Origin of the sequence: Belnapia arida (genome assembly GCF_016773205.1) — a bacterium.
Taxonomy (GTDB): Bacteria; Pseudomonadota; Alphaproteobacteria; order Acetobacterales; family Acetobacteraceae; genus Belnapia; species Belnapia arida.
The window spans coordinates 384738-404227 of sequence record NZ_JAETWB010000001.1; the positions used below are offsets into that span (position 1 = coordinate 384738).

Here is a 19490-nt window from a genome sequence, read left to right on the forward strand (position 1 = left end):
AGGGGAGGGACCGGGATGATCCTGATCGCAGGCGGCGGCGTCGGCGGCCTCACCCTCGCGCTGATGCTGCACCGGCGCGGCATCCCCTGCACCGTCCTCGAAGCGGCGACGGAACTGCGCGAGCTGGGCGTCGGCATCAACACTCTGCCGCACGGCATCGCGGAGCTTGGGGAACTCGGCCTGCTCCCCGCCCTCGACGCCGCGGCGATCCGCACGCGCGAGCTGCGCTACCTCAACCATCTCGGCCAGACCCTGTGGTCGGAACCCCGTGGCCTCCATGCCGGCCATGCGATGCCGCAATTCTCCATCCATCGCGGCCGCCTGCACGGCCTGCTCTGGCGCGCTGCCGCCGAGCGCCTGCCCGCCGGCGCGCTCCGCACCGGCGAGCGCTTGCTCGGCCTCGAGCAGGATGCGGAAGGCGTCACCGCCCAGACCACCTCCGGCCCGCTCCGCGGCACTGCCCTAATCGGCGCCGACGGCATCCACTCCGCCCTGCGCACCCTGCTTCACCCCGATGACGGCGGCATCCGCTGGCAGGGCATCCAGATGTGGCGCGGCGCCCTCGACTGGCCCGCCTTCGAGACTGGCGACGTCATGCTCATCGCCGGCGACCTCAAGGCGAAGCTCGTCTTCTACCCCATTGCCCCCGGCAGCACGCCGGCGCACCGCCTCACCAACTGGGTGATCTACGCCCGCACCGCGACAGGCGAGGCGCCCCCGCCCCGCCGCGAGGACTGGTCCCGCCCCGGCCGGCTGAAGGATGTTCTCCCGCTCGCCCGTCGCCTGAAGCTGCCCTTCCTCGACGTCGAGGCGATGATCCGCACCTCGCCCATGCGCCTCGAATACCCGATGTGCGACCGCGACCCGCTCCCCTGGTGGACGGCCGGCCGCGTCACCTTGCTCGGCGACGCTGCGCATCCGATGTACCCCGTCGGCTCCAATGGCGCCTCCCAGGCGATCCTCGACGCCCGTTGCCTGGCCGATCTCCTGGCCACCCAGCCAGTCGCCGCCGCGCTCAAGGCCTATGAGGCCGACCGACTGCCGAAAACGGCGGCCCTCGTCGCCAGCAACCGCCGCGGCGGGCCGGAACGCGTCGTGGACGTGGTCTGCGAACGCGCGCCCCGCGGCTTCACCCGCATCGAGGATGTGATCCCCATGGAAGACCTGGCCGCCATCGCCCGTGGCTATGCCCAGACCGCTGGCTTCGCGGTCGCCCGCTGATGCCCGGCACCATCCACATCACCCATAGCGAGGCGCCCGAGACCGGCCGCATCGCCCATCTCACCATCGAGAATCAGGCCAAGCTGAACACGCTGAACCCGCAGTTGATGGCCGACTTCGTCGCCGCCATGGCCAGCCTCTCGGGCGACGACAGCCTGCACGCCGTGGTGGTGACCGGCGCCGGCCCCAAGGCCTTCATCGGCGGCGCCGACATCAACACCATGGCCGCCATCGCCACCGGGGCCGAGGCGGAGGCCTTCATCACCCAGGTCCATGACTGCTGCCGCGCCGTCCGCGCCTGCCCCGCCCCGGTCGTCGCCCGCATCAACGGCTGGACCTTGGGCGCCGGCCTCGAGCTCGCCGCCGCCTGCGACCTCCGCCTCGCCGCCCATTCCGCCCGCTTCGGCATGCCCGAAGTCCGCGTCGGCATCCCCTCGGTGGTGGAAGCCGCCCTGCTCCCCGGCCTCATCGGCTGGGGCCGCACCCGCCGCCTGCTCCTGCTTGGCGAGACCATCGATGCGGCGGAAGCCCTCGACTGGGGCCTCGTCGAGCGCATCTGCCCGGATGAAGCCCTCGACACCTCGCTGTCCGATTGGCTTGCCATGCTCGGCGCCGCCGGGCGGGAGGCGCTCCGCCTGCAGAAGGCCCTCATCCGCCGCTGGGAGGACCTGCCGGTGACGGAGGCCATCGCCGCCGGCATCCCAAGCTTTGCCAGCGCATGGCGGACGGATGAACCCCGCCGCATGCTAGGCGCCTTCGCCCACCGCCGGCGGTAAGCCTTCCCGCGCCTGTGATGGTGCGACGCAGCGACATCGCCCTCCGCGATCCATTACCCTCATGCGAGCCAAGGTCGGAACGCAGGAGACGATGTCTTCCGATCCCACTCCCGAACCCGCAACCGGCTGGCTGGCGCTGCCGCGCTGCCGCGTCGGCGGCCAGCTGCTGCCGCTGGTGCTGCTGCATCCCCGCTACGGCATCGCCATCCAGGGCGGCCCGCCGGATGCCGTGGCGCTGCTTCACCAGCGGCTGGAGCGGGCCCGCTTCCCAGCCATCTTCCCCGGCTCGCTGCCGGTCGTGCGCACCGCACCCGATCAGCCGCCGGAGACCGGCTTCGACCCGAATGTGCCGCTCGACCTGCCCGGCGGCGATGCCTGGCTGACCTGCGCCCGCCGCGCGCTGGAGCGCGATGCGCCGCAGGGCGAGATGGTCCCCATTCCCGCCCGCCGCCGGCGCCACCGCCGCGCCCGGCGCCTCGCCATCGCCGCCGGGCTGGCCGCCCTGCTGATTGGGGGCGTCACTCTCTCGATCCTCGAGTCAGTGCCTGCGCAATCCAGTCTGGTCACCGCCCCACCCTCCTGACCTGCCTCAGCCCGGCGGCGGCAGGAAGTCCACGGCATACTCCGCGGCGATCCGCACCACCTCCGCCGGGTCGCCGAGATTGTCGATGCGGCTGAACAGCTCGTAGAGCCCATGGCTCGGCGCTACCCAGAACAGCGCCGTCACCGGGCTGCCCGACTTGTTGAAGATGCCGTGCGGCAGCCCCATCGGCATGCGGATCAGGTCGCCCTTGCCCGCCTGCTGCGTCTGCCCGTCGAGCATCAGCTCGAAGCGCCCATCGAGGAGGTAGATGAACTCGTCCTGCTCCCGGTGCACATGCGGCGGCACGAAGGTCCCGTCCGGAAAATAGGTATGGAAGGCGAAGGACGCCGCCGAATACTGCAGCGGCTTGTAGGTCTGGCCGAGGATGTTCCAGGCCACGCCTCCTTCGCCCTCGCCCGCCGGCGTGATTCCGGCCGTCATCGGTCCCACCATTCTCGCCTCCTCCTCACAGATGCAGATACGCTTCGCGCAACTCCGGCGACGCCGCCAGCGCCTCGCTCGTCCCCGACCATACGGTGCGTCCCTTCTCGACCACCACATGCCGGTCCGCCAGCCGCATCACAGCGGCCAGGTTCTTGTCGATGAGCAGAATCGCCTGCCCCTCCGCCTTCAGCGCCGCCAGCACCGCCCAGATCTCGGCGCGGATGAGCGGCGCCAGCCCCTCCGTCGCCTCGTCGAGCAGCAGCAGCCGCGGATGGGTCATCAGCGCCCGCCCGATCGCCAGCATCTGCTGCTCGCCGCCCGAGAGCTGCGAGCCCATATTCCGCCGCCGCTCGGCGAGCCTCGGGAAGAACCGATACACGGCGTCCAGCGTCCACCGCCCGCCCGCCCTCGCCGTGGCGGTGAGGTTCTCCTCGACCGTCAGCCGCGGGAACACCTGCCGCCCCTCCGGCACCAGCCCGAGCCCCATCCGCCCGATCCGATGCGGCGCCAGCCCCGCCAGTGCCACCCCGTCCCACTCGGCTCGCCCGCCCAGCACCCGTCCGCCCATCCCGGGCAGCAGCCCCATCACCGCGCGCACGGTCGTCGTCTTCCCCATCCCGTTCCGCCCGAGCAGGGTGACGACCTCCCCCGCGCCGATGGTGAGCGAGACGTCCTGCAACACCTGGCTCTCGCCATAGGCCGCCCGCAACTCCTCGACGACAAGGCTCATGCGGCCTCATCCTCGCCGAGATACGCCGCCCTGACCTCCGCATTGGCCCGGATCACGGCGGGCACGTCGGTCGCAATCACCCGTCCATAGACCAGCACCGAGATCCGGTCCGCCAGTGCGAACACCGCCTGCATGTCATGCTCGACCAGCAGGATCGCATACTGCCCCCGCAACCCGCGCAGGATGCCGACCAGCCGCTCCGTCTCCTCCGGCCCCGCGCCCGCCAGCGGCTCGTCGAGCAGCAGAAGCCTCGGCCGCATGGCCAGCGCGATGGCGAGTTCGAGCTGCCGCTTCTCCCCATGCGACAGCCGCCCCGCCATCACCCCCGCCCGCGCCCCGAGCCCCACCTGCTCCAGCGCCGCCATCGCCTCATCGTTGAGCCCCCGCTCCGCGGCCGCCATCCGCAGGAACCGAAAGGACGACCCGCACCTAGCCTGCACCGCCAGCGCCGCATTCTCCAGCGCCGAGAACCCCGGCAGTACCGAGGTGATCTGAAAGCTCCGCGCCAGCCCCAGCCTCGCCCGTCTCGCCATCCCCATCCCGACGACCTCGCGCCCGCCGAAGCGAATGCTCCCCGCCTCCGGCCGGAGCGTCCCCGAGAGCTGATGGATCAGCGTCGTCTTCCCCGCCCCGTTCGGCCCGATCACCGCATGGATCTCGCCCGCGGCGACATCGAAGGAGACGTCATCCGTCACCGCCAGCCCGCCGAAGCGCTTGCGCAGCCCGGCCACCTCCAGCAGCGCCTCAGCCACGCCGGAGCACCCCCACCAGCCCGCCCTTGAGGAACAGCACCGACAGCACCAGCAACGGCCCGAAGATCAGCCGCCAATGCTCGGTGAGATGCCCCAGCCACTCCTCCAGCAGCACGAAGCCGACCGCCCCCAGCACCGCCCCCTGCAAGGAGCCGAGCCCCCCCAGGATCACCATGAAGAGCAGATCCCCCGACCTCTGCCAGGCGAGATAGGATGGCGCCACGAACTCCGTCGCATTCGCCAGCAGCACGCCCGCCAGCCCCGCCACCGCCCCCGCGACCGCATAAGCGACCAGCCGATACGGGTAAGGCGAGAACCCCACCGCCTCCACCCGCAACTCATTCTCCCGCGCCGCCCTGAGCACCCGCCCGAAGCGCGAGCCGAGCACCATCTGCGTCCCCAGCAACGCCAGCGCCAGCAGCCCGAGGCAGAGGTAGTGGAAGACCAGCCGGTCCTCCAGCCAGCGATGCCCGAGCACCGTCATCCGCCCATAAAGCGTGTACCCGTCATCCCCGCCATAGGCGGCGAGGGACGACGCAGTGAAGAAGGCCATCTGCCCGAAGGCCAGGGTGATCATGATGAAATGCACCCCGCTGGTGCGGATCGCCACCGCCCCCGTCACCAACGCAAACAGGCCGGCGGCCCCCATCGCCACCGGCACCACGACCGCGGCATCGGTGATGCGCACATCGTCCAGCACGACCACCGCATAGGCCCCGATCCCCAGCATCGCCGCATGCCCGAGGCTGACCAGCCCCGCGCCGCCCACCAGCAGCCACAGGCTGACGGCCGCCATCGCCAGGATCATGACCCGCGCCAGCAAGGTCAGCGAATACCCCTCGCCGAAGCCGAGGAAGGGCGCCGCCGCGAGCGCCGCCAGCACCACCAGCGCCGCCCGCATCAGCCCCGCACCGGAAACAGCCCGCGCGGCCTGACCGCCAGGATCAGCGCCATAGCGATGTAGACCAGCATGGAGCCGAGCGCCGCCCCCGCCTGCCGCGCCGGCGAGGCCGCCATCACCAGCCGCAGCAGGTCCGGCAGCAGCGACCGCCCCAGCGTCTCGATCACCCCCACCAGCAACGCCGCGATGAAGGCTCCGCGCACGCTGCCGATCCCGCCGATGGTGATGACGACGAAGGCGAGGATCAGCACCGTGTCGCCCATCCCCGGATCGACCGAGAGCACCGGCGCCGCCATCACCCCGGCGAAGCCCGCCAGCATCGCCCCGAAGCCGAAGACCAGCATGAACAGCCCGCGGATATCGACGCCGAGCGCCGCAACCATCGGCGCATGCGTCGCCCCCGCCCGCACCAGCGCCCCGATCCGAGTCCGCTCCACCAGCACCCAGAGCAGCCCGGCCACCGCAAGCCCCGCCACGAGGATGGCGATCCGATAGACCGGATACTGCAACCCCGGCATCAGCATCACGCCCCCTTCGAGCAGGGCGGGGACGGGCATCTGCAACGGCGCCGACCCCCAGATCGCCCGCACCGCCTGGTTGAGGAACAGGATGACGCCGAAGGTCGCCAGCACCTGGCTCAGATGGTCCCGCTCGTAGAGATGCCGGAACACCAACCACTCCAGCACCAGCCCGCACACCAGCGCGGCCGGCAGCGCCAGCACCAGCCCCAGCCAGAAGCTCCCTGTCCAGGCCGCCAGGCTCGCGCCCAGATAGGCGCCCAGCATGTACTGCACGCCATGCGCCAGGTTGATGAAATCCATCACCCCGAAGACCAGCGTCAGCCCCGCCGCCACGAGGAAGAGCAGCACCCCGAATTGCAGCCCGTTCAGTCCCTGGACCAGTAGCAGCCCAAGGCTCATCGCATGCGGCACTCGGCGGCGTAGGGGTCCGTGTCGTGCGACAGCACCTTCCGCACCGTCTCGGTCTGGAACTTGCCGTCCGCCCGCTTCGCCACCTGACAGAGCCAGAAATCCTGCACCGGATAATGGTTGGTGCCGAACTCGAAGGGCCCGCGCACGGAGGTGAACTGCGCCGCCCGGATCGCCGCCCGTAGCGCGTCCTTGTCGCCGAGCCTGCCGCCCACCTTGCGCACCGCGCTGTCGAGCAGCATCGCCCCGTCATAGGCCTGCGCCGCATAGGTCGCCGGCACGTAGCCGTAGGATGCCTCGAAATCCTTCACGAACTTCGTGTTCGCCGGATTGTCCATGTTCGGCGCCCAGGACGCCGCCGAGTAGAAGCCGAGTGCCGCCTCGCCCTGCGCCGGCAGCGTCGCCTCGTCCACGGTGAAGGTCGAGAGGAACGGGATATTGGCCAGCCCCGCCTGCCGGTACTGCCGGACGAGGTTCACCCCGAGCCCACCCGGCATGAAGGTGAAGACCGCATCCGGCTTCGCCGCCGCGATCTTCGCCAGCTCCGCCGAGAAGTCGAGCTGCGTCAGCGGCACATAGACCTCGTCCACCACCTCGCCCTTGAAGCGCGACTTGAACCCCGCCGCCGCATCCCGCCCCGCCTGGTAGTTCGGCGTCATGACGAAGACGCGCTTGTACCCGGTGTCCTGCGCCGCCTGGCCCATCACGCTGTGGACCTGGTCGTTGTTGTAGGAGGTGGTGAAGAAATTCGCGTTGCACCCGCGCCCCGCCAGGGTCGAAGGCCCCGCATTGGTCGAGATCAGGAAGGTGCCCGATTCCGTCACTGGCCGGACGATGGCGGCGAGGATGTTCGAGAACACCACGCCGACGACGAAATCGACCTTGTCGCGCTCGATCGCCGCCCGCACCTTGGTCACGGCCACCTCCGGCCGCAGCTCGTCATCGATGACCAGCACCTCGGCCGGCAGCCCGCCCAGCTTGCCGTCGAGATGCTTCAGCCCCTGGAGGAAGCCGTCGCGCAGCTGTGTCCCGAGCGCCGCCTGCGGCCCCGTCTGCACCGCGACGAGCCCGATCTTCACGCCAGCACCCTGGGCCCGCGCCCGCAGCGCCGGCAACGCCAGCGCCGCCCCCAGCACGCCCCGCCTGCCGATCCCCGTCATCCCCGCTCTCCCCGGCCTGATTGCTTTAAGCCTCAACCATATCGCTTCGCCACTCAAGCAGCATTCCGAAGGGTGACGCTTTGCAGAAGCCTTGCCGCAATGACCGGTCTCCGCCAGCTCTGCAATGAACGAATCGGGCGCTGTCCTGTTGTGTCCGCAGTCGAGGCAGGCAAATGCCGTGGGAACCGCAATACGTGTCAGAGAAGAACGAAATACCGCCTTCCGACGATACTGAAGCGGTTCCTATCTTGGAGGAAAAGCTGAGCATCCACCGCCGCGAGGTGGAGACCGGGCGCTTACGCGTTCGGCTCCGCACCGAGACGGAGGAGACCCAGCTCCATGCCGATCTTCGGTCCGAGGCGGTCGAGGTCGAGCGCATTCCCATCGGCCGCCAACTGGCTGAGGGCGAGGCGCCGCCCGGACCGCGCGAGGAGGACGAAGGCAGGGTGCTTGTCATCCCCGTCTTCGAGGAAGTGCTGGTTGTCGAGAAGCGCCTGGTGCTGCGCGAGGAAATACGCCTCCACCGCACCAGTGCCAGCGAGGCGTTCGAAACGCCGGTCACGTTGCGGCGCCAGCACGCCGAGATCGAGAGGCTACCGCCTCGGGCCACTGAAGAAACAGGGAAGCCAAACGCATGAGCAATCGCACCATCACCGCCGTCTTCGATTCCGCCGCCGAAGCCGACGCCGCCTCTCGTGATCTCGCCACCAAGGTCGGTGGCGTCCGCGCCGCCGTCTTTACCAATGCCAACCAGACCAGCGAATTCGACCAGCTCGGCATCGCCGGCCCCGACCGCAGCGTGCTCGAGGAAGCGATGCGCCGTGGCAGCGTCGTCCTCTCCGCCACTGTCCCCGAGGACCGCTTCGCCGCCGCCGCCGACGTGATCGAATCCTCCGGCGCCATCGACCTCGACAGCCGTGAGGCGGAGTGGCGCGGCGCCGGCTGGAGCGAGGACAACATCGCCGAGAGCGGCAGCATGACGACCGCGACCGCCCCGGCGACGCCGCAGCAGGCGACCATGGGCCGCGCTGACCTCGCCGCCAATGCCGGCACCCCGACCGCCGCCACCATCACCACCACCGGCATGACCGGGGGTATGGCGACGGGCGCATCCACCGGCGCCACCGGCCTCGCCGCCGGTCGCGAGGAGAGCATCCCCATCGTTGAGGAGCGCCTCCGCGTCGGCAAGCGCGAGACCACGCATGGCCGTGTCCGCATCCGCTCCTATGTCGTCGAGACGCCGGTGCAGGAGCAGGTGACGCTGCACCAGGAGCATGTGCAGGTCGACCGCCGCCCTGTCGACCGCCCGGTGGAAGTCGGCGCCGACGCCTTCCGCGAGCGGACCATCGAGGCCACCGAGACGGCCGAGGAAGCGGTCATCGCCAAGGAGGCCCGGGTGAAGGAGGAAGTCGTCATCCGCAAGACGGCCGATGACGAGACCCGCACGGTGCAGGACACCGTCCGCCGCACCGAGGTGGAGATCGAGGACGACCGCCAGGTCGGCGCCCGCGGAACGGGCACGACCACTGGTACGACCACCGACACGACCACTGGCACGCCTCGGAACCCCACTCGCTGACCTAACTGGCGAGTTGGGCAGCGCGCTCGACCAGCGCGCTGCCCGGATCGGCGAGCGGCTCGAGCACGGTGAAGTGGTCGAGCCCCGCCAGCTCTTCGGCGGTGCCGGCCCAATGCGCCGCGAAGTCCCGCGTCTGACGCCGGAACTCCCTGCTCTCCGCCCCACCCACCACGGCATGCAGCACGGCCCCCTCCGGCGGCGCCAGCAAGGCAGGGGACAAGGCCCGCGCCCCCGCGGCGTCGAGCCGCAGCCCGGCGCCCACGCTGGTCCCGAGCAACGGCCAGAGTTCGAACACGCCCGAGATCGCGACCCCCCGGGACACCAGCCCCGGCGGCAGCCCTCGCGCCGCCCAGTCCGTCGCCATCAGCATCGCCGTCAGATGCCCGCCGGCCGAATGCCCCATGCCGAGCACCCGCCTGGCTCCGCGCCGGTGCAGCAGCCCCGCCGCCGTCCGCATCTGCTCGACGATGGTTGCGAGCGCCACGCTCGGGCACAGGTCGTAGGACGGCACTGCTACCGCCACCCCGTGCGCCAGCAGCCCCCGCGCGCAATGGCTGGCGAAGCTGCGGTCCAGCGCTTGCCAATACCCGCCGTGGATGAAAAGCGCGACCGGCCAGTCCCCGCCCGGCCCCGGCCGGAACAGGTCGAGCCTCTCCCGCTCCCCTGGCCCATAGGGAATGCCAAGCTCCTTCTCCGCCCAGTTCTCGCGGAAGGCCGCCGCATCCCTGGCCCAGCCGGCGATGATGGTCCCGCTCTCCGGTACCCGCGCCCGGTTGTTGTATTCCGCCTCCGCATCCATCGCGCTTGCCCCCGTCATCCGTCGGCGCTATAGGACTAAAATCATAGCAAGTGCCTTGTTCCCCGACCGGGAGCCGGGAGTTGCCTCAAACCCTCAACATCTCAATTGCGCGACCTGAGTCTTAGGTAAATCAATCCCTTATCGGCCCTGTGCCGCCCGCCGGCTAAAGCGGAGTGAGGGAGTTGAAGCGCCGTGGCCGGAGCCCCGCCTGGAACCACGACACCATCGAGTAGATGTCGTAGACCGGCCTGCCCACCGCCGCGCGCAGCGCCGCAGCGTAGGGCGGCATGTTGGTGCATTCGAGCACGATCGCGCCCACCTCTGGGTGCGCCCCGACCAGCGCCCGGCCGGCCTCGAGGATGTCCTGCTCGGCTAGATCGATATCGAGATCGTCCTTCTCCGCTGCGATCAGCACGCGGAAGAATTCCCGCCCGCCCTCGGTCCCGGCGATGGGCGTGTCGGCTGGCACCCCCGCCGCGGCCAGATGCGCCGCCGTCAGCGAGGATCGGCTCACCGTGACGATGCCGACCCGCTGCCCCGGCGGCAGCATCGCCTGTACCCAGGGCACCTGCATCAGCGAGGAGGTGGCGACCGGCACGCCCACTGCCTCCGCCAGTTCGCGCTGGAACAGGGAGAGGAAGCCGCAATTGGTCGTAATTGCCTCCGCCCCCAGCGCCACCAGCTCCTGCGCCGCGGCGATGAAGTCCGGCAGCAGCCCGCGCGCACCCTGGAGCACCACCCGCTCCGGCGTCGCCCCCCGCACCACGCGGAACAGCACCGGGAAGGGCCAGGTTTCGCCGTTGCCCATATCGCCGGGAATGCGCGGAAAACGGGCTTCCAACATCAGGATGCCGAGGGGTGCGCCATAGATGGATCTGCCGCCGCGTGCGACGCGGCCGAAAGAACTGGTCATGCAGCGAGCCTAGCCCACACCATGTACGCACCGAAACCGAAAGGAGAGCCGGGATGCTCCGCTGGATGTTCGCCGCCTTGCTGGCCCTGCCGCCCACCCTCGCCCCCGCCCGCGCGGAGGAGCCCTGGCCGAGCCGCCCCATCACCATCCTCGGCGGCTTTCCCAACGGCGCTGGCACCGACATCTACGCCCGCAAGCTGGCGGAGCCGCTGAGCCGCGCCCTCGGCCAGCCGGTGGTGGTGGACAACCGCAGCGGCGCCGGCGGCAACATCGCATCCGACGCCGTGGCCAAGGCGAAACCCGACGGCTACCTCTTCCTCCTCGGCACGGCGGGGACGCATGCCATCAACCCCGGCCTCTATCGCAGCCTGCCCTTCGATGCCCTGCGCGACGTGACCCATGTCACCCTGCTCGGCGATGTCCCCAACGTGCTGCTGGTCAACCCGGAGAAGCGGCCACAATACCGCAGCTGCAGCGACCTGTTGGCGGCGGCCCGCGCCCGCCCCGGCACGCTGAACTACTCCTCCACCGGCAACGGCGCCTCGACGCATCTCGCCGCAGCCCAATTCGCCGCGGCGACCGGGATCGAGCTGATCCATGTTCCCTATCGCGGCCAGCCTGGCGCGATGTCGGCCCTGCTCGCTGGCGATGTGGACCTGTTCTTCAACCAGACCGGCCCATCCATCGGCCCCGTGCGGCAGGGTCAGGTACGCGCCCTCGGCACCAGCACCCTCGCCCCCGTCCAGGCACTGCAGGGCGTGCCCACCATCGCGGCGGCCTGCAACCTGCCGGGATTCGAGACCAGCACCTGGTACGGCCTCTTCGCCCCGCCCGGCCTGCCATCGGCTATCCAGGCACGGATGAATGCCGAGATCGGTCGCATTCTCTCGACGCCGAAATTCCGCCAATGGCTGGTCGAGGCCCAGGGCATCACCCCGCCGGCCGACCTCACGCCGGAAGGCTTCCGCCGCATCCATGAGCGGGACATTGGCCGTTGGGGCGAGATTGTCCGGCAATCCGGTGCCAGCGTGGACTGAGCCACCTGAGGCCCTCAACCCGTGGCACGGTCCGAATATCGCGATCTAGAATCGTGCCATGATTTGCGGCGTCATCCATCGCCGTATAATCTCACGCCTCCACCAGCCTCGGGGCGCGCCGCATGTCATTCCTCGCACCCATCGCCATGCCCGCGCCGCTCACTGCGAGGGCGCTGGAGGCGATCCGCTGCGATATCCTCGCGGCCCGCCTTGCACCGGGCGAGATCTTGTCGGAGGCCGCCACCGCCGCCCGCCTCGGCCTCGGCAAGGCGCCGGTCCGCGCCGCCCTCGCCCGCCTTGCGGAAGAAGGCCTGGTACAAGCCGTGCCCCGCCGTGGCTGGGTCGTCTCCCTCGTCACCATCCGCGACATCCACGAGGTCTTCGACCTCCGCCTCCTGCTGGAGCCGGAAGCGGCCCGCCGCGCCGCGCTCAACCCACTCGCCCGCGCCGATGCGGCGGCGCTGGCGCAGCTCGACGCCCTCTGCGCCGCCGGCTACAGGCCGGAAGCGACCGAGACCGCCCTCGGCTTCCTCGAGGCCAACCGCGCATTCCACGTCGCCGTCGCGGGACTTTCCGGCAATGCTCGCCTCGCCCGCCAGATCGGCCGACTGCTCGACGAGAGCACGCGGATGCTCGTCCTCGGCCTCCGCCGGCGCGACCGCAGCGGCGAGATGGCGCATGAGCACCGCGCCCTGATCGCGGCTCTCGCCACCGGCGACGCGCCGGCGGCCGAGGCGCGAATGCAGGCCCAGGTCAGTGCCAGCCGTGACATGGTGCTGGCCGCGCTCACCGCGCCGGATGCGGCGATTTCGGTATCCTAGCCGTCCCGGCAAGGCTGCTCCGCTCCACCGAACACTCCGCGTCGCGCGACCATATCGCCGAGCCGGAGCGCCGCGTCGGCCTCACCGCCAAACCGGACTGGCTGCAACCGGTCATGAAGCAGTGCGACACACTCGTCGCCGTCATCCAGCGAAGAACGGACGCCTGCGAATGCCTTTCGGCCGCAGCGGCGACATGACGTGGATAATGATCGTGAGGCTAATTCTGCAACCGGAGTTGGAGGCACAAGGGCCAGCCGCTTCCTCAACGGCGTCCATGCGGCTGGGACGATGAACTCCCGCCTCCGTGCCGCGCTCTGCCTGCGGAGGTCGAATGATGCGCTGGCGCCGTTGGGCATTGGGATTGGGCGTGCCGCTGCTGGCGATCGGTGTTTTCGTCGCGCTGTTCCGCTGGGATTGGCTGATCCCGGTCGTGGAGGCGCAGGCGAGCGCCAAGCTCGGCCGGAAGGTGACGATCGAGCATTTGCATGTCTCGCTCGGCCGGATCACCACGATCAGCGCCGAGGGGCTGCGGATCGGCAATCCGCCGGGATTCGAAGACGCGCCGCCCTTCGCGGAGGTGCAGCGCGCCAGCCTCGACCTCGATGTTGGCGCCTATATTGAGAGCAGCGCCATCGTCATCCCATCGGTGACGCTGGAGCGGCCGCAATTCGAGGTGCTCGGCAAGCCGGATGGCAGCAACAACTACAGCTTCGATCTCGGCGGCGGTGCATCCACGTCGGGCGGTCTGGGACCGCGCGTAGGCGCGCTGCGGCTGGTGGAGGGCGGGGCGCATGTCGCCATTGCCAAGCTGAAATCGGATTTCCGCGTCACAGCCTCCACCGAGGATGTGCCGGATGGGGAGCCGCGGCTCGTTGCCCGGGCGCAGGGCACCTATGCGGCGCAACCGATCACCGCCGAGTTGCGCGGAGGTGCCATCCTCAACCTGCGGGACCAAGAGCGGCCCTGGCCGATCGGCCTCGACCTTGCAAACGGGCCAACCAAGGTTGGGCTGCGCGGCACGGTGCAGGACCCGCTGGCGCTCGCCGGCGCGGATATTCGGCTCGACATCAGCGGGCCGGACATGGCGCTGCTGGCGCCGCTCACCGGGATTGCCATCCCGGCGACCACGCCCTTCCGCGTCACCGGCAAGCTCGACTATGGCGACCGCGCCTTCCGCTTCTCCGATGTGGAGGGCCGGCTCGGCAGCAGCGACCTCAATGGCCGCTTCAGCATCACCCCGGGCGGCGAGCGGCCAGTGCTGGATGCGGATGTCTACTCGCGCCGAGTGGACCTCGCCGATCTCGGCGGCTTTGTCGGCACGACGCCGGGGCGGATCGGCACACCGGGACAGACGGCGCAGCAGCGCCAGGCCCTGGTTCGCTCCGAGGCCAACCCGCGCCTGTTGCCGACGCAACCTATCAGCATTCCCCGGTTGCGGGCGGCGGATATCCACCTGCGCTACCGGGCAGCTTCCATACAGGGCAAGGGGATGCCCTTCGACAGCCTCAATGTCACCGCGGATATCGAGGACGGCAATATCCGGCTGCATCCGGTGCAGTTCGGCGTCGGCCGGGGCCGAATCTCCGGCGACTTCACCCTGACGCCGCTGGAGAATGGTGCGGTGCGGGCTAAGGGCGAACTCGACCTGCGCCGGGTCGACATCTCCCGCCTGTTGCAGGCGGCGGGGGCAGGGGGGGCAGGGACGCTCGGCGGCGTCGGCAGGATCGACGGTATCGGACGCTCCGTCTCGGAATTGCTTGGCAATGCCAATGGCGAGCTGACCTTGGTGACGGTCGGCGGCAACCTCTCCTCGCTGTTGGTCGATCTCTCCGGCCTGCAGTTCGGCAACGCGCTACTCTCGGCGCTGGGCATCCCGGCGCGGACCGAGATCGAATGCCTGATCGCGGATTTCGGCCTGCAGCGCGGTCGGCTTGAGACGCGGACGCTGATGCTGGATACCGACAGTCATGTGGTGACCGGCGGCGGTGTGGCCGGTCTCGGGCGGGAGATCCTGGATCTCTGGCTGCGCACGCGCAGCAAGACCGTCACGATCGGCTCGCTGCCAGCGCCGATCGGCATCGGCGGCACCTTCAAGAATCCTTCGATCATGCCCGAGCTGGGCGAGCTGGCAGCGCGTGGCGCTGCGGCGGTCGGCCTCGGACTGATCTTCCCGCCGCTCGCGCTGCTGCCGACCATCCAGCTCGGCGTCGGCGAGAACAACCAGTGCGAGCGGCTGACGCGCCGCGCCGGCTGATCAGGACGCGGCGCGGCCGGAAAGGCAGGTCTTCATGAAGTCGCGCCGCGGCTGACCGCGCAGCTGCTGGCCGGAGGCCTGGGTGGAGCAGCTCCGCATCTTCGCCTGTTGGGCGCGCTGGGCGGGGCTCGGCTCGCGTTGTTGGGCGGCGGCCTCGGCGAGGCTGGGTGCCAGGGTGAGGACAAGGGTCAGGGCCAGCCATCGCATCGCATCGTCTTCGCAACGAATGGTGATGGGGTGCCATGGCTGGTGGCCAAGTTCAACCGAAAAATCAGGCGGGCATGGCGCCGGTATAAGGCTTCGCACCTGCGCCGGGGCGGCCGAAGCCGGTCTGGAAAGCACGGTAGTCGGCATCGGAGGGGCGGTCCCGCTCGGTAAGCGGCTTGCCGTCGGTGTCGCGAAGGATGGTGCCTCCCTTCAGCTTGTGGACCTCTGTGACGATGGGCGGCTTGGCATCGAGCAGCGCATGGCCAAGCTCATGCAGGATGCAATTGGCAACCACCCATTCCGCATCCGGCGTTGCATTGCCGCGCTGGACGCCGCCCTGGACGATCTGGCGCATGTAGACCTCGCAGATCACCGCCTGTTCCGCCGTGCTGAACAGGGTGGAGCCGGCGGGGCCGAGCGCCAGGTCCCCGGTTGCCTTCGAGGCGACGATACTCTCCTTCGCCGTGGTCAGCAGGTAGCAGACGAAGTCGCGCAGCTTCGGCTGGCCGGCCTTGCCCTCCCAGGTGACGCTGACGCTGCCGAAGGCCGCGACGCCGTTGACGATGGTGGAGAAATAACCCTGAAGGGCAGCGGCGCAGGCACGACGCTTCGTCTCGTCGAAAAGGCCTTCGAGATCGCCGGCCTTGTTGACGAGATAGACGGTCAGCGTCTCGGCCATGCAGTCCTCCTCGATCCGGGGCTGATTGTAATCGGAGCGGATGGAACTCCAGCCCTCACCGTCTCGCGAAACTTCGCGAGCCGAAGGCGGGCACGCGGCTTGCTAACGTCGCCAGGGCCAAGGATAGAGGATTGCGATGGAACCCGATCAGGTAACCATAGAGGCGATCACCCGATGGGGCGGCATCGTCCTGCCCAATAAGGCGGCGCGGATCGGCCTCGCCGACAATGCGGCGCTGATCGCGGAGCTTGAGGCGCTGCGCGGCACGATGGGATTCGAGGAGGAGCCGAGCGGCTTCGATGCTGCGCTGCGCGATTGCAAGGAGCCCAGCCGATGAACGCCCCCGTCGCCGCCGACCTCGCCTTCCTCTCCATGACCGAGGCGGCGGATGCCTTCGCTGCGGGCGAGGTGACGGCCACTGCGCTGGCGGAGGCCTGCCTCGCCCGAATCGCAGCGCAGGACGGCGTGGTGAACAGCGTCATCCGCCTCGACAGCGGGGCGGCACTGGAGGCCGCCGCCGCGGCGGATGCGGCGCGGCGGGCGGGGCGGCGACTTGGCAAGCTTGCGGGCGTGCCGATGATGCATAAGGACATGTACTACCGTGCCGGAAAGGTGAGCAGCTGCGGCTCCCGCATTCGCCGCGACTTTCGGCCGGCGGCGACGGCGACGGTGCTGGAGCGGCTGGATGCCGCAGGCGCCGTCGACATGGGCACGCTGAACATGGCCGAGTTCGCGCAGAACCCGACCGGCCATAACCGGCATTTCGGCGACTGTCACAACCCCTGGAGTCCGGCCTACTGCACGGGCGGCTCCTCCTCGGGCTCCGGCGCGGGCGTGGCGGCGCGCTTCTTCTACGCGGCGCTCGGCTCCGATACCGGCGGGTCGATCCGCCTGCCGGCGACGCTCTGCGGCGTGACGGGGCTGAAGCCGACGCAGACGCGCGTCTCGCGGGCAGGAGTGATGCCGCTCTCCTTCTCCTGCGACAATGTCGGCCCTCTGGTGCGGACGGCGCGCGATGCGGCGCGCTTCCTCGCCGTGACGGCGGGACAGGACCCACGCGACCCCACCAGTGCGCGCGAGGCGGTGCCGGATTACGAGGCAGCGCTGACCGGCGACATCCGCGGCATGCGCATCGCGGTCTGCGAGACCTGGTTCCTTGAGGGGGCCGATGCGCCGGTGGTCGCGGCCTTCGAGGCGGCGCTCGATGCGCTGCGGGCGCGGGGCGCGGTCGTCACCCGCATCGCCGTGCCGTCGCTGCGCGCGATCAATGCCTATACGGCACTGGTCAGCCGCGTCGAAGGGGCGGCGATCCATGCCAATTGGATGCGCGAGCACCCCGGCGACTACGCCATCCATCTCAGTGCGCGGCTTTATGGCGGCTATGCCTTTCCCGCGCATCTCTATGTCGAGGCGCTGTCGCGGCGCGGATCCTTGCTGCGGCAATTCGTCACCGAGGCGCTGACCGGGCATGACCTGGTGGCGACGCCGACGCTGCGGACGCGGGTGCCGACGCTGGCCGAGACGGATATCGACGCCGACCCGGCCAACTGGTCGCGCTTCATGGCGGTGTCCGCCAATACGCGGCCCTTCAACTATCTCGGCCTGCCGGCGATCAGCGTGCCTTGCGGCTTCGATGACCGGGGCCTGCCGATTGGACTTCAACTGGCGGGGCGGCCCTTCGCCGAGGCGACGGTGCTGCGCGCGGCGGACGCCTTCCAGCAGGAAACGGGCTGGCACCGCAAGGCGCCAGCCCTCTAGACCCATGGCTCCGCCCCTCGCGGGGCGGGGCCGGTCGTGGCCGGCTCAGACGAAGAGCGTGTCGGCCACGGCCAGGTTCGTGACGTACGGCAGGAAGACGTTCTCCGCCGTCGCGTCGAAAATGACGAGCGTGCCGGAGACGCCGCCCTCGCTCGCCGCGACCATGTGCATCGTGGCCTTGTCGAAGCCCTCGAACTTCAGCTTGTCGGTGCCGGCGGTGAAGTTGGCGATCACCATGTCGCCGTCGCCATGCTGCACGGTGAAGACATCCTTGCCCGTCGTGCCGCTGAAGGTGGCGCCGAGCCCGTCCGCCGTCTTGGTGAAGCGGAAGTCGTCCGGGCCGTTAATGTTGAAGACGGAGTAGTGCTTACCGAGGGTCGCGTCGTTGAAGCTGGCATCCTCGACATAGAGGTTGCGGTCGCCGCCAGGGCCCGCGGCGTCGTTCAGGAAGCGGACGGTCAGCTTGTGATCGCCGGTGCTCCAGTCGCCTTTGACGGTGAGCTTGTCCTCATTGCCCGAGCCATGCAGTGCGCCTGCCGTCAGCGTGCCGCCGATCTGCTTGCCGTCGACGAATACGCTGTACTGCGCATTGCCCTGCCAGGCATCCTGGCTGACCTTCAGCACCAGGCTGTCGGCGCCGGCGCCGATGGTCTTCACCACGGCGGTGCCCGTGCCGGCTCCCGGGCCGGGGCTCGGGGCCGGAGCGGCGGCGCCGTCGGTGAAGGCGAAGTCGACCGGGCCATTCCTCAGCAGGTCGGCGGTGCCCTTGGCGAGCGCCTTGCCGTTGTAGGTGATGCCGTCGACATGGAGGTTGCGGTCGGTCGCGGCAGAGCCGCCCCAGGCATCGTTGAGGAAGTTGACCGTCACCTTGTGCGCGCCAGTCGCCCAGTCACCCTTCACGGTGATGATATCGTCCTGGCCGGCGGCATGCGAGGCGCGGGCGGTCTGCGTGCCGCCGATCTGCTTGCCGTCGACGCTGATCGTGTATTGCGCGCTGCCGTTCCAGGAGTCCTGGCTGATCTTGAGCACGAGGCTGTCGGATCCGGAGCCGATGGTCTTGACGATGCCATCGTCCGGGGCGGGCTTCGGCGGCGTCGGCACGGGCGGCTTCGGAGTGGGTGTCGAGCCCGAGCCCTTGGCGAGATCGGAGACGATGCCCTTCATGGAGTCGGCCAGCCGGTCGGCGACGAGCATGGCGTCCTGCTGGCCCATGTGGCTGCTATGGGCATAGCCGTCGCCGTCCATGCGGAGGCCGTTCATCGCCGTGCTGTCGAAACTGGCGTTGAAGGAGGGGTCGGCCGAGAGCTGGCGCATGCCGGCCTGGATGTTGGCCGGGCTGTTCCCCTGGGCGTAGGCGTAGGGGACATAGGTGAAGACATAGGGCGTGGTCGATGCGTCCTGGCCGAGCGCGGACCGCACCATCGCGGCGTCGGTCTTCACTTCGGAAACCCAGGTCGCCGTCGTCACGCCGCCGGTGTTGCCATCATACTCGTTGTGCATCCATAGCGTGACGGTCGGGTTGTCCTTGATGTCGGCCGGCTCGGCCTTCACGTAGTTCAGCAGGCCCTGCTGCTGGCCGTCGGTGTCCCATTTGAGGAAGGCGGTGCCGGAATAGATCGTCGAATTCTTGTCGCCATAATGCTGGATGAGGTTGACGTTGACACCCGGCAGGTTGGCCTCGAGTTGCTTCTCGAGATCCCGCGCCCCGCCATTGGCGACGAACAGGAGCGCGTTGCTCTGGCCGCGGATGAGGATGTTCACGTCGGTCGTCATCGTTCCGTCCGTTCTGCCCCGCAAAATGGGGCGGCCCACGGAGGGCCCTGTGGAAGAGGCCCTCTGGCCTCCGGGAATGTTCCGGACGCCAAATCCTCACGGCGCCGTGAGTGTTGGTATATCGTATTCACGGAATTTTGCACATTAAATCGCTCTGTGGTTGAGAGTTTGCCA

Annotated in this window: 21 protein-coding genes; 10 read left to right on the forward strand and 11 right to left on the reverse strand. The window is 69.4% G+C overall.

The features are described 5' to 3' along the window. Nucleotides 1–15: 15 nt before the first annotated feature. The 3 genes from JMJ56_RS02015 to JMJ56_RS02025 all read left to right on the forward strand — a co-directional run bounded on the left by JMJ56_RS02015 (nucleotide 16) and on the right by JMJ56_RS02025 (nucleotide 2580). Nucleotides 16–1221, forward strand: a complete 1206-nt coding sequence (locus tag JMJ56_RS02015) for a flavin-dependent oxidoreductase (RefSeq protein WP_202829931.1) — start codon at nucleotides 16–18, stop codon at nucleotides 1219–1221. After that, nucleotides 1221–1997: an enoyl-CoA hydratase gene (locus JMJ56_RS02020; RefSeq protein ID WP_202829932.1), complete on the forward strand. Its 777-nt coding sequence runs from the start codon at nucleotides 1221–1223 to the stop codon at nucleotides 1995–1997. The genes JMJ56_RS02015 and JMJ56_RS02020 overlap by 1 nt, the downstream gene beginning before the upstream one ends. A gap of 91 nt (nucleotides 1998–2088) precedes the next feature. After that, nucleotides 2089–2580 (forward strand): hypothetical protein, encoded by a 492-nt coding sequence (locus JMJ56_RS02025; protein WP_202829933.1) that lies wholly within the window; start codon nucleotides 2089–2091, stop codon nucleotides 2578–2580. Between the two features lie 6 nt (nucleotides 2581–2586). Here JMJ56_RS02025 and JMJ56_RS02030 read toward each other — a convergent pair whose 3' ends face one another. The 6 genes from JMJ56_RS02030 to JMJ56_RS02055 are packed head-to-tail and all read right to left on the reverse strand — an operon-like array spanning nucleotide 2587 to nucleotide 7496. Continuing rightward, nucleotides 2587–3021 (reverse strand): cupin domain-containing protein, encoded by a 435-nt coding sequence (locus tag JMJ56_RS02030; RefSeq protein WP_202829934.1) that lies wholly within the window; start codon nucleotides 3019–3021, stop codon nucleotides 2587–2589. Between the two features lie 25 nt (nucleotides 3022–3046). After that, nucleotides 3047–3754, reverse strand: a complete 708-nt coding sequence (locus JMJ56_RS02035) for an ABC transporter ATP-binding protein (RefSeq protein ID WP_202829935.1) — start codon at nucleotides 3752–3754, stop codon at nucleotides 3047–3049. Next, complete coding sequence (locus JMJ56_RS02040) at nucleotides 3751–4506, reverse strand: ABC transporter ATP-binding protein (RefSeq protein WP_202829936.1); 756 nt, start codon at nucleotides 4504–4506, stop codon at nucleotides 3751–3753. The genes JMJ56_RS02035 and JMJ56_RS02040 overlap by 4 nt, the downstream gene beginning before the upstream one ends. After that, the gene (locus JMJ56_RS02045) at nucleotides 4499–5407 is read right to left on the reverse strand and encodes a branched-chain amino acid ABC transporter permease (RefSeq protein ID WP_202829937.1); all 909 of its coding nucleotides are present in this window, start codon (nucleotides 5405–5407) and stop codon (nucleotides 4499–4501) included. Before JMJ56_RS02045 ends, JMJ56_RS02040 begins: the two co-directional genes overlap by 8 nt. Next, a complete protein-coding gene (locus JMJ56_RS02050; RefSeq protein WP_202829938.1) occupies nucleotides 5407–6327 on the reverse strand; it encodes a branched-chain amino acid ABC transporter permease in 921 nt (306 codons plus the stop codon). Before JMJ56_RS02050 ends, JMJ56_RS02045 begins: the two co-directional genes overlap by 1 nt. Further along, entirely contained in the window at nucleotides 6324–7496 is a 1173-nt protein-coding gene (locus JMJ56_RS02055; RefSeq protein WP_202829939.1) for an ABC transporter substrate-binding protein, read from the reverse strand. Before JMJ56_RS02055 ends, JMJ56_RS02050 begins: the two co-directional genes overlap by 4 nt. A 194-nt stretch (nucleotides 7497–7690) precedes the next feature. Here JMJ56_RS02055 and JMJ56_RS02060 point away from each other — a divergent pair, with 194 nt between their 5' ends. Then, nucleotides 7691–8134, forward strand: coding sequence for a YsnF/AvaK domain-containing protein (locus JMJ56_RS02060; RefSeq protein WP_202829940.1), 444 nt, complete (start codon nucleotides 7691–7693; stop codon nucleotides 8132–8134). Then, complete coding sequence (locus JMJ56_RS02065) at nucleotides 8131–9075, forward strand: YsnF/AvaK domain-containing protein (RefSeq protein WP_202829941.1); 945 nt, start codon at nucleotides 8131–8133, stop codon at nucleotides 9073–9075. Before JMJ56_RS02060 ends, JMJ56_RS02065 begins: the two co-directional genes overlap by 4 nt. 1 nt (nucleotide 9076) lies before the next feature. On the opposite strand, the gene JMJ56_RS02070 is transcribed toward JMJ56_RS02065, so the two are convergent. Beyond that, nucleotides 9077–9892: an alpha/beta hydrolase gene (locus JMJ56_RS02070; RefSeq protein ID WP_202829942.1), complete on the reverse strand. Its 816-nt coding sequence runs from the start codon at nucleotides 9890–9892 to the stop codon at nucleotides 9077–9079. 145 nt (nucleotides 9893–10037) lie between these two features. After that, entirely contained in the window at nucleotides 10038–10787 is a 750-nt protein-coding gene (locus JMJ56_RS02075; RefSeq protein WP_202829943.1) for an aspartate/glutamate racemase family protein, read from the reverse strand. Between the two features lie 53 nt (nucleotides 10788–10840). Between JMJ56_RS02075 and JMJ56_RS02080 the strand changes: the two genes are divergently transcribed. From JMJ56_RS02080 to JMJ56_RS02090, 3 genes are all read left to right on the forward strand, one after another. Beyond that, nucleotides 10841–11824: a Bug family tripartite tricarboxylate transporter substrate binding protein gene (locus tag JMJ56_RS02080; protein ID WP_202829944.1), complete on the forward strand. Its 984-nt coding sequence runs from the start codon at nucleotides 10841–10843 to the stop codon at nucleotides 11822–11824. Nucleotides 11825–11946: 122 nt separating this feature from the next. Further along, nucleotides 11947–12645 carry a GntR family transcriptional regulator gene (locus JMJ56_RS02085; protein ID WP_202829945.1) on the forward strand — a complete coding sequence of 233 codons (699 nt, stop codon included), beginning with the start codon at nucleotides 11947–11949 and terminating at the stop codon, nucleotides 12643–12645. 334 nt (nucleotides 12646–12979) lie between these two features. Then, complete coding sequence (locus JMJ56_RS02090) at nucleotides 12980–14899, forward strand: AsmA family protein (protein ID WP_202830840.1); 1920 nt, start codon at nucleotides 12980–12982, stop codon at nucleotides 14897–14899. Here JMJ56_RS02090 and JMJ56_RS02095 read toward each other — a convergent pair whose 3' ends face one another. Continuing rightward, entirely contained in the window at nucleotides 14900–15106 is a 207-nt protein-coding gene (locus JMJ56_RS02095; protein WP_202829946.1) for a PsiF family protein, read from the reverse strand. Between the two features lie 64 nt (nucleotides 15107–15170). Beyond that, on the reverse strand, nucleotides 15171–15785 hold the full coding sequence (locus JMJ56_RS02100; RefSeq protein ID WP_202829947.1) for a hypothetical protein: 615 nt from the start codon (nucleotides 15783–15785) through the stop codon (nucleotides 15171–15173). 136 nt (nucleotides 15786–15921) lie between these two features. Here JMJ56_RS02100 and JMJ56_RS02105 point away from each other — a divergent pair, with 136 nt between their 5' ends. Further along, nucleotides 15922–16122 carry a hypothetical protein gene (locus JMJ56_RS02105; RefSeq protein WP_202829948.1) on the forward strand — a complete coding sequence of 67 codons (201 nt, stop codon included), beginning with the start codon at nucleotides 15922–15924 and terminating at the stop codon, nucleotides 16120–16122. Next, nucleotides 16119–17543, forward strand: coding sequence for an amidase (locus tag JMJ56_RS02110; RefSeq protein ID WP_202829949.1), 1425 nt, complete (start codon nucleotides 16119–16121; stop codon nucleotides 17541–17543). The genes JMJ56_RS02105 and JMJ56_RS02110 overlap by 4 nt, the downstream gene beginning before the upstream one ends. Nucleotides 17544–17588: 45 nt before the next feature. On the opposite strand, the gene JMJ56_RS02115 is transcribed toward JMJ56_RS02110, so the two are convergent. Further along, nucleotides 17589–19316 (reverse strand): carbohydrate-binding domain-containing protein, encoded by a 1728-nt coding sequence (locus JMJ56_RS02115; RefSeq protein ID WP_202829950.1) that lies wholly within the window; start codon nucleotides 19314–19316, stop codon nucleotides 17589–17591. Nucleotides 19317–19490 lie beyond the last annotated feature (174 nt).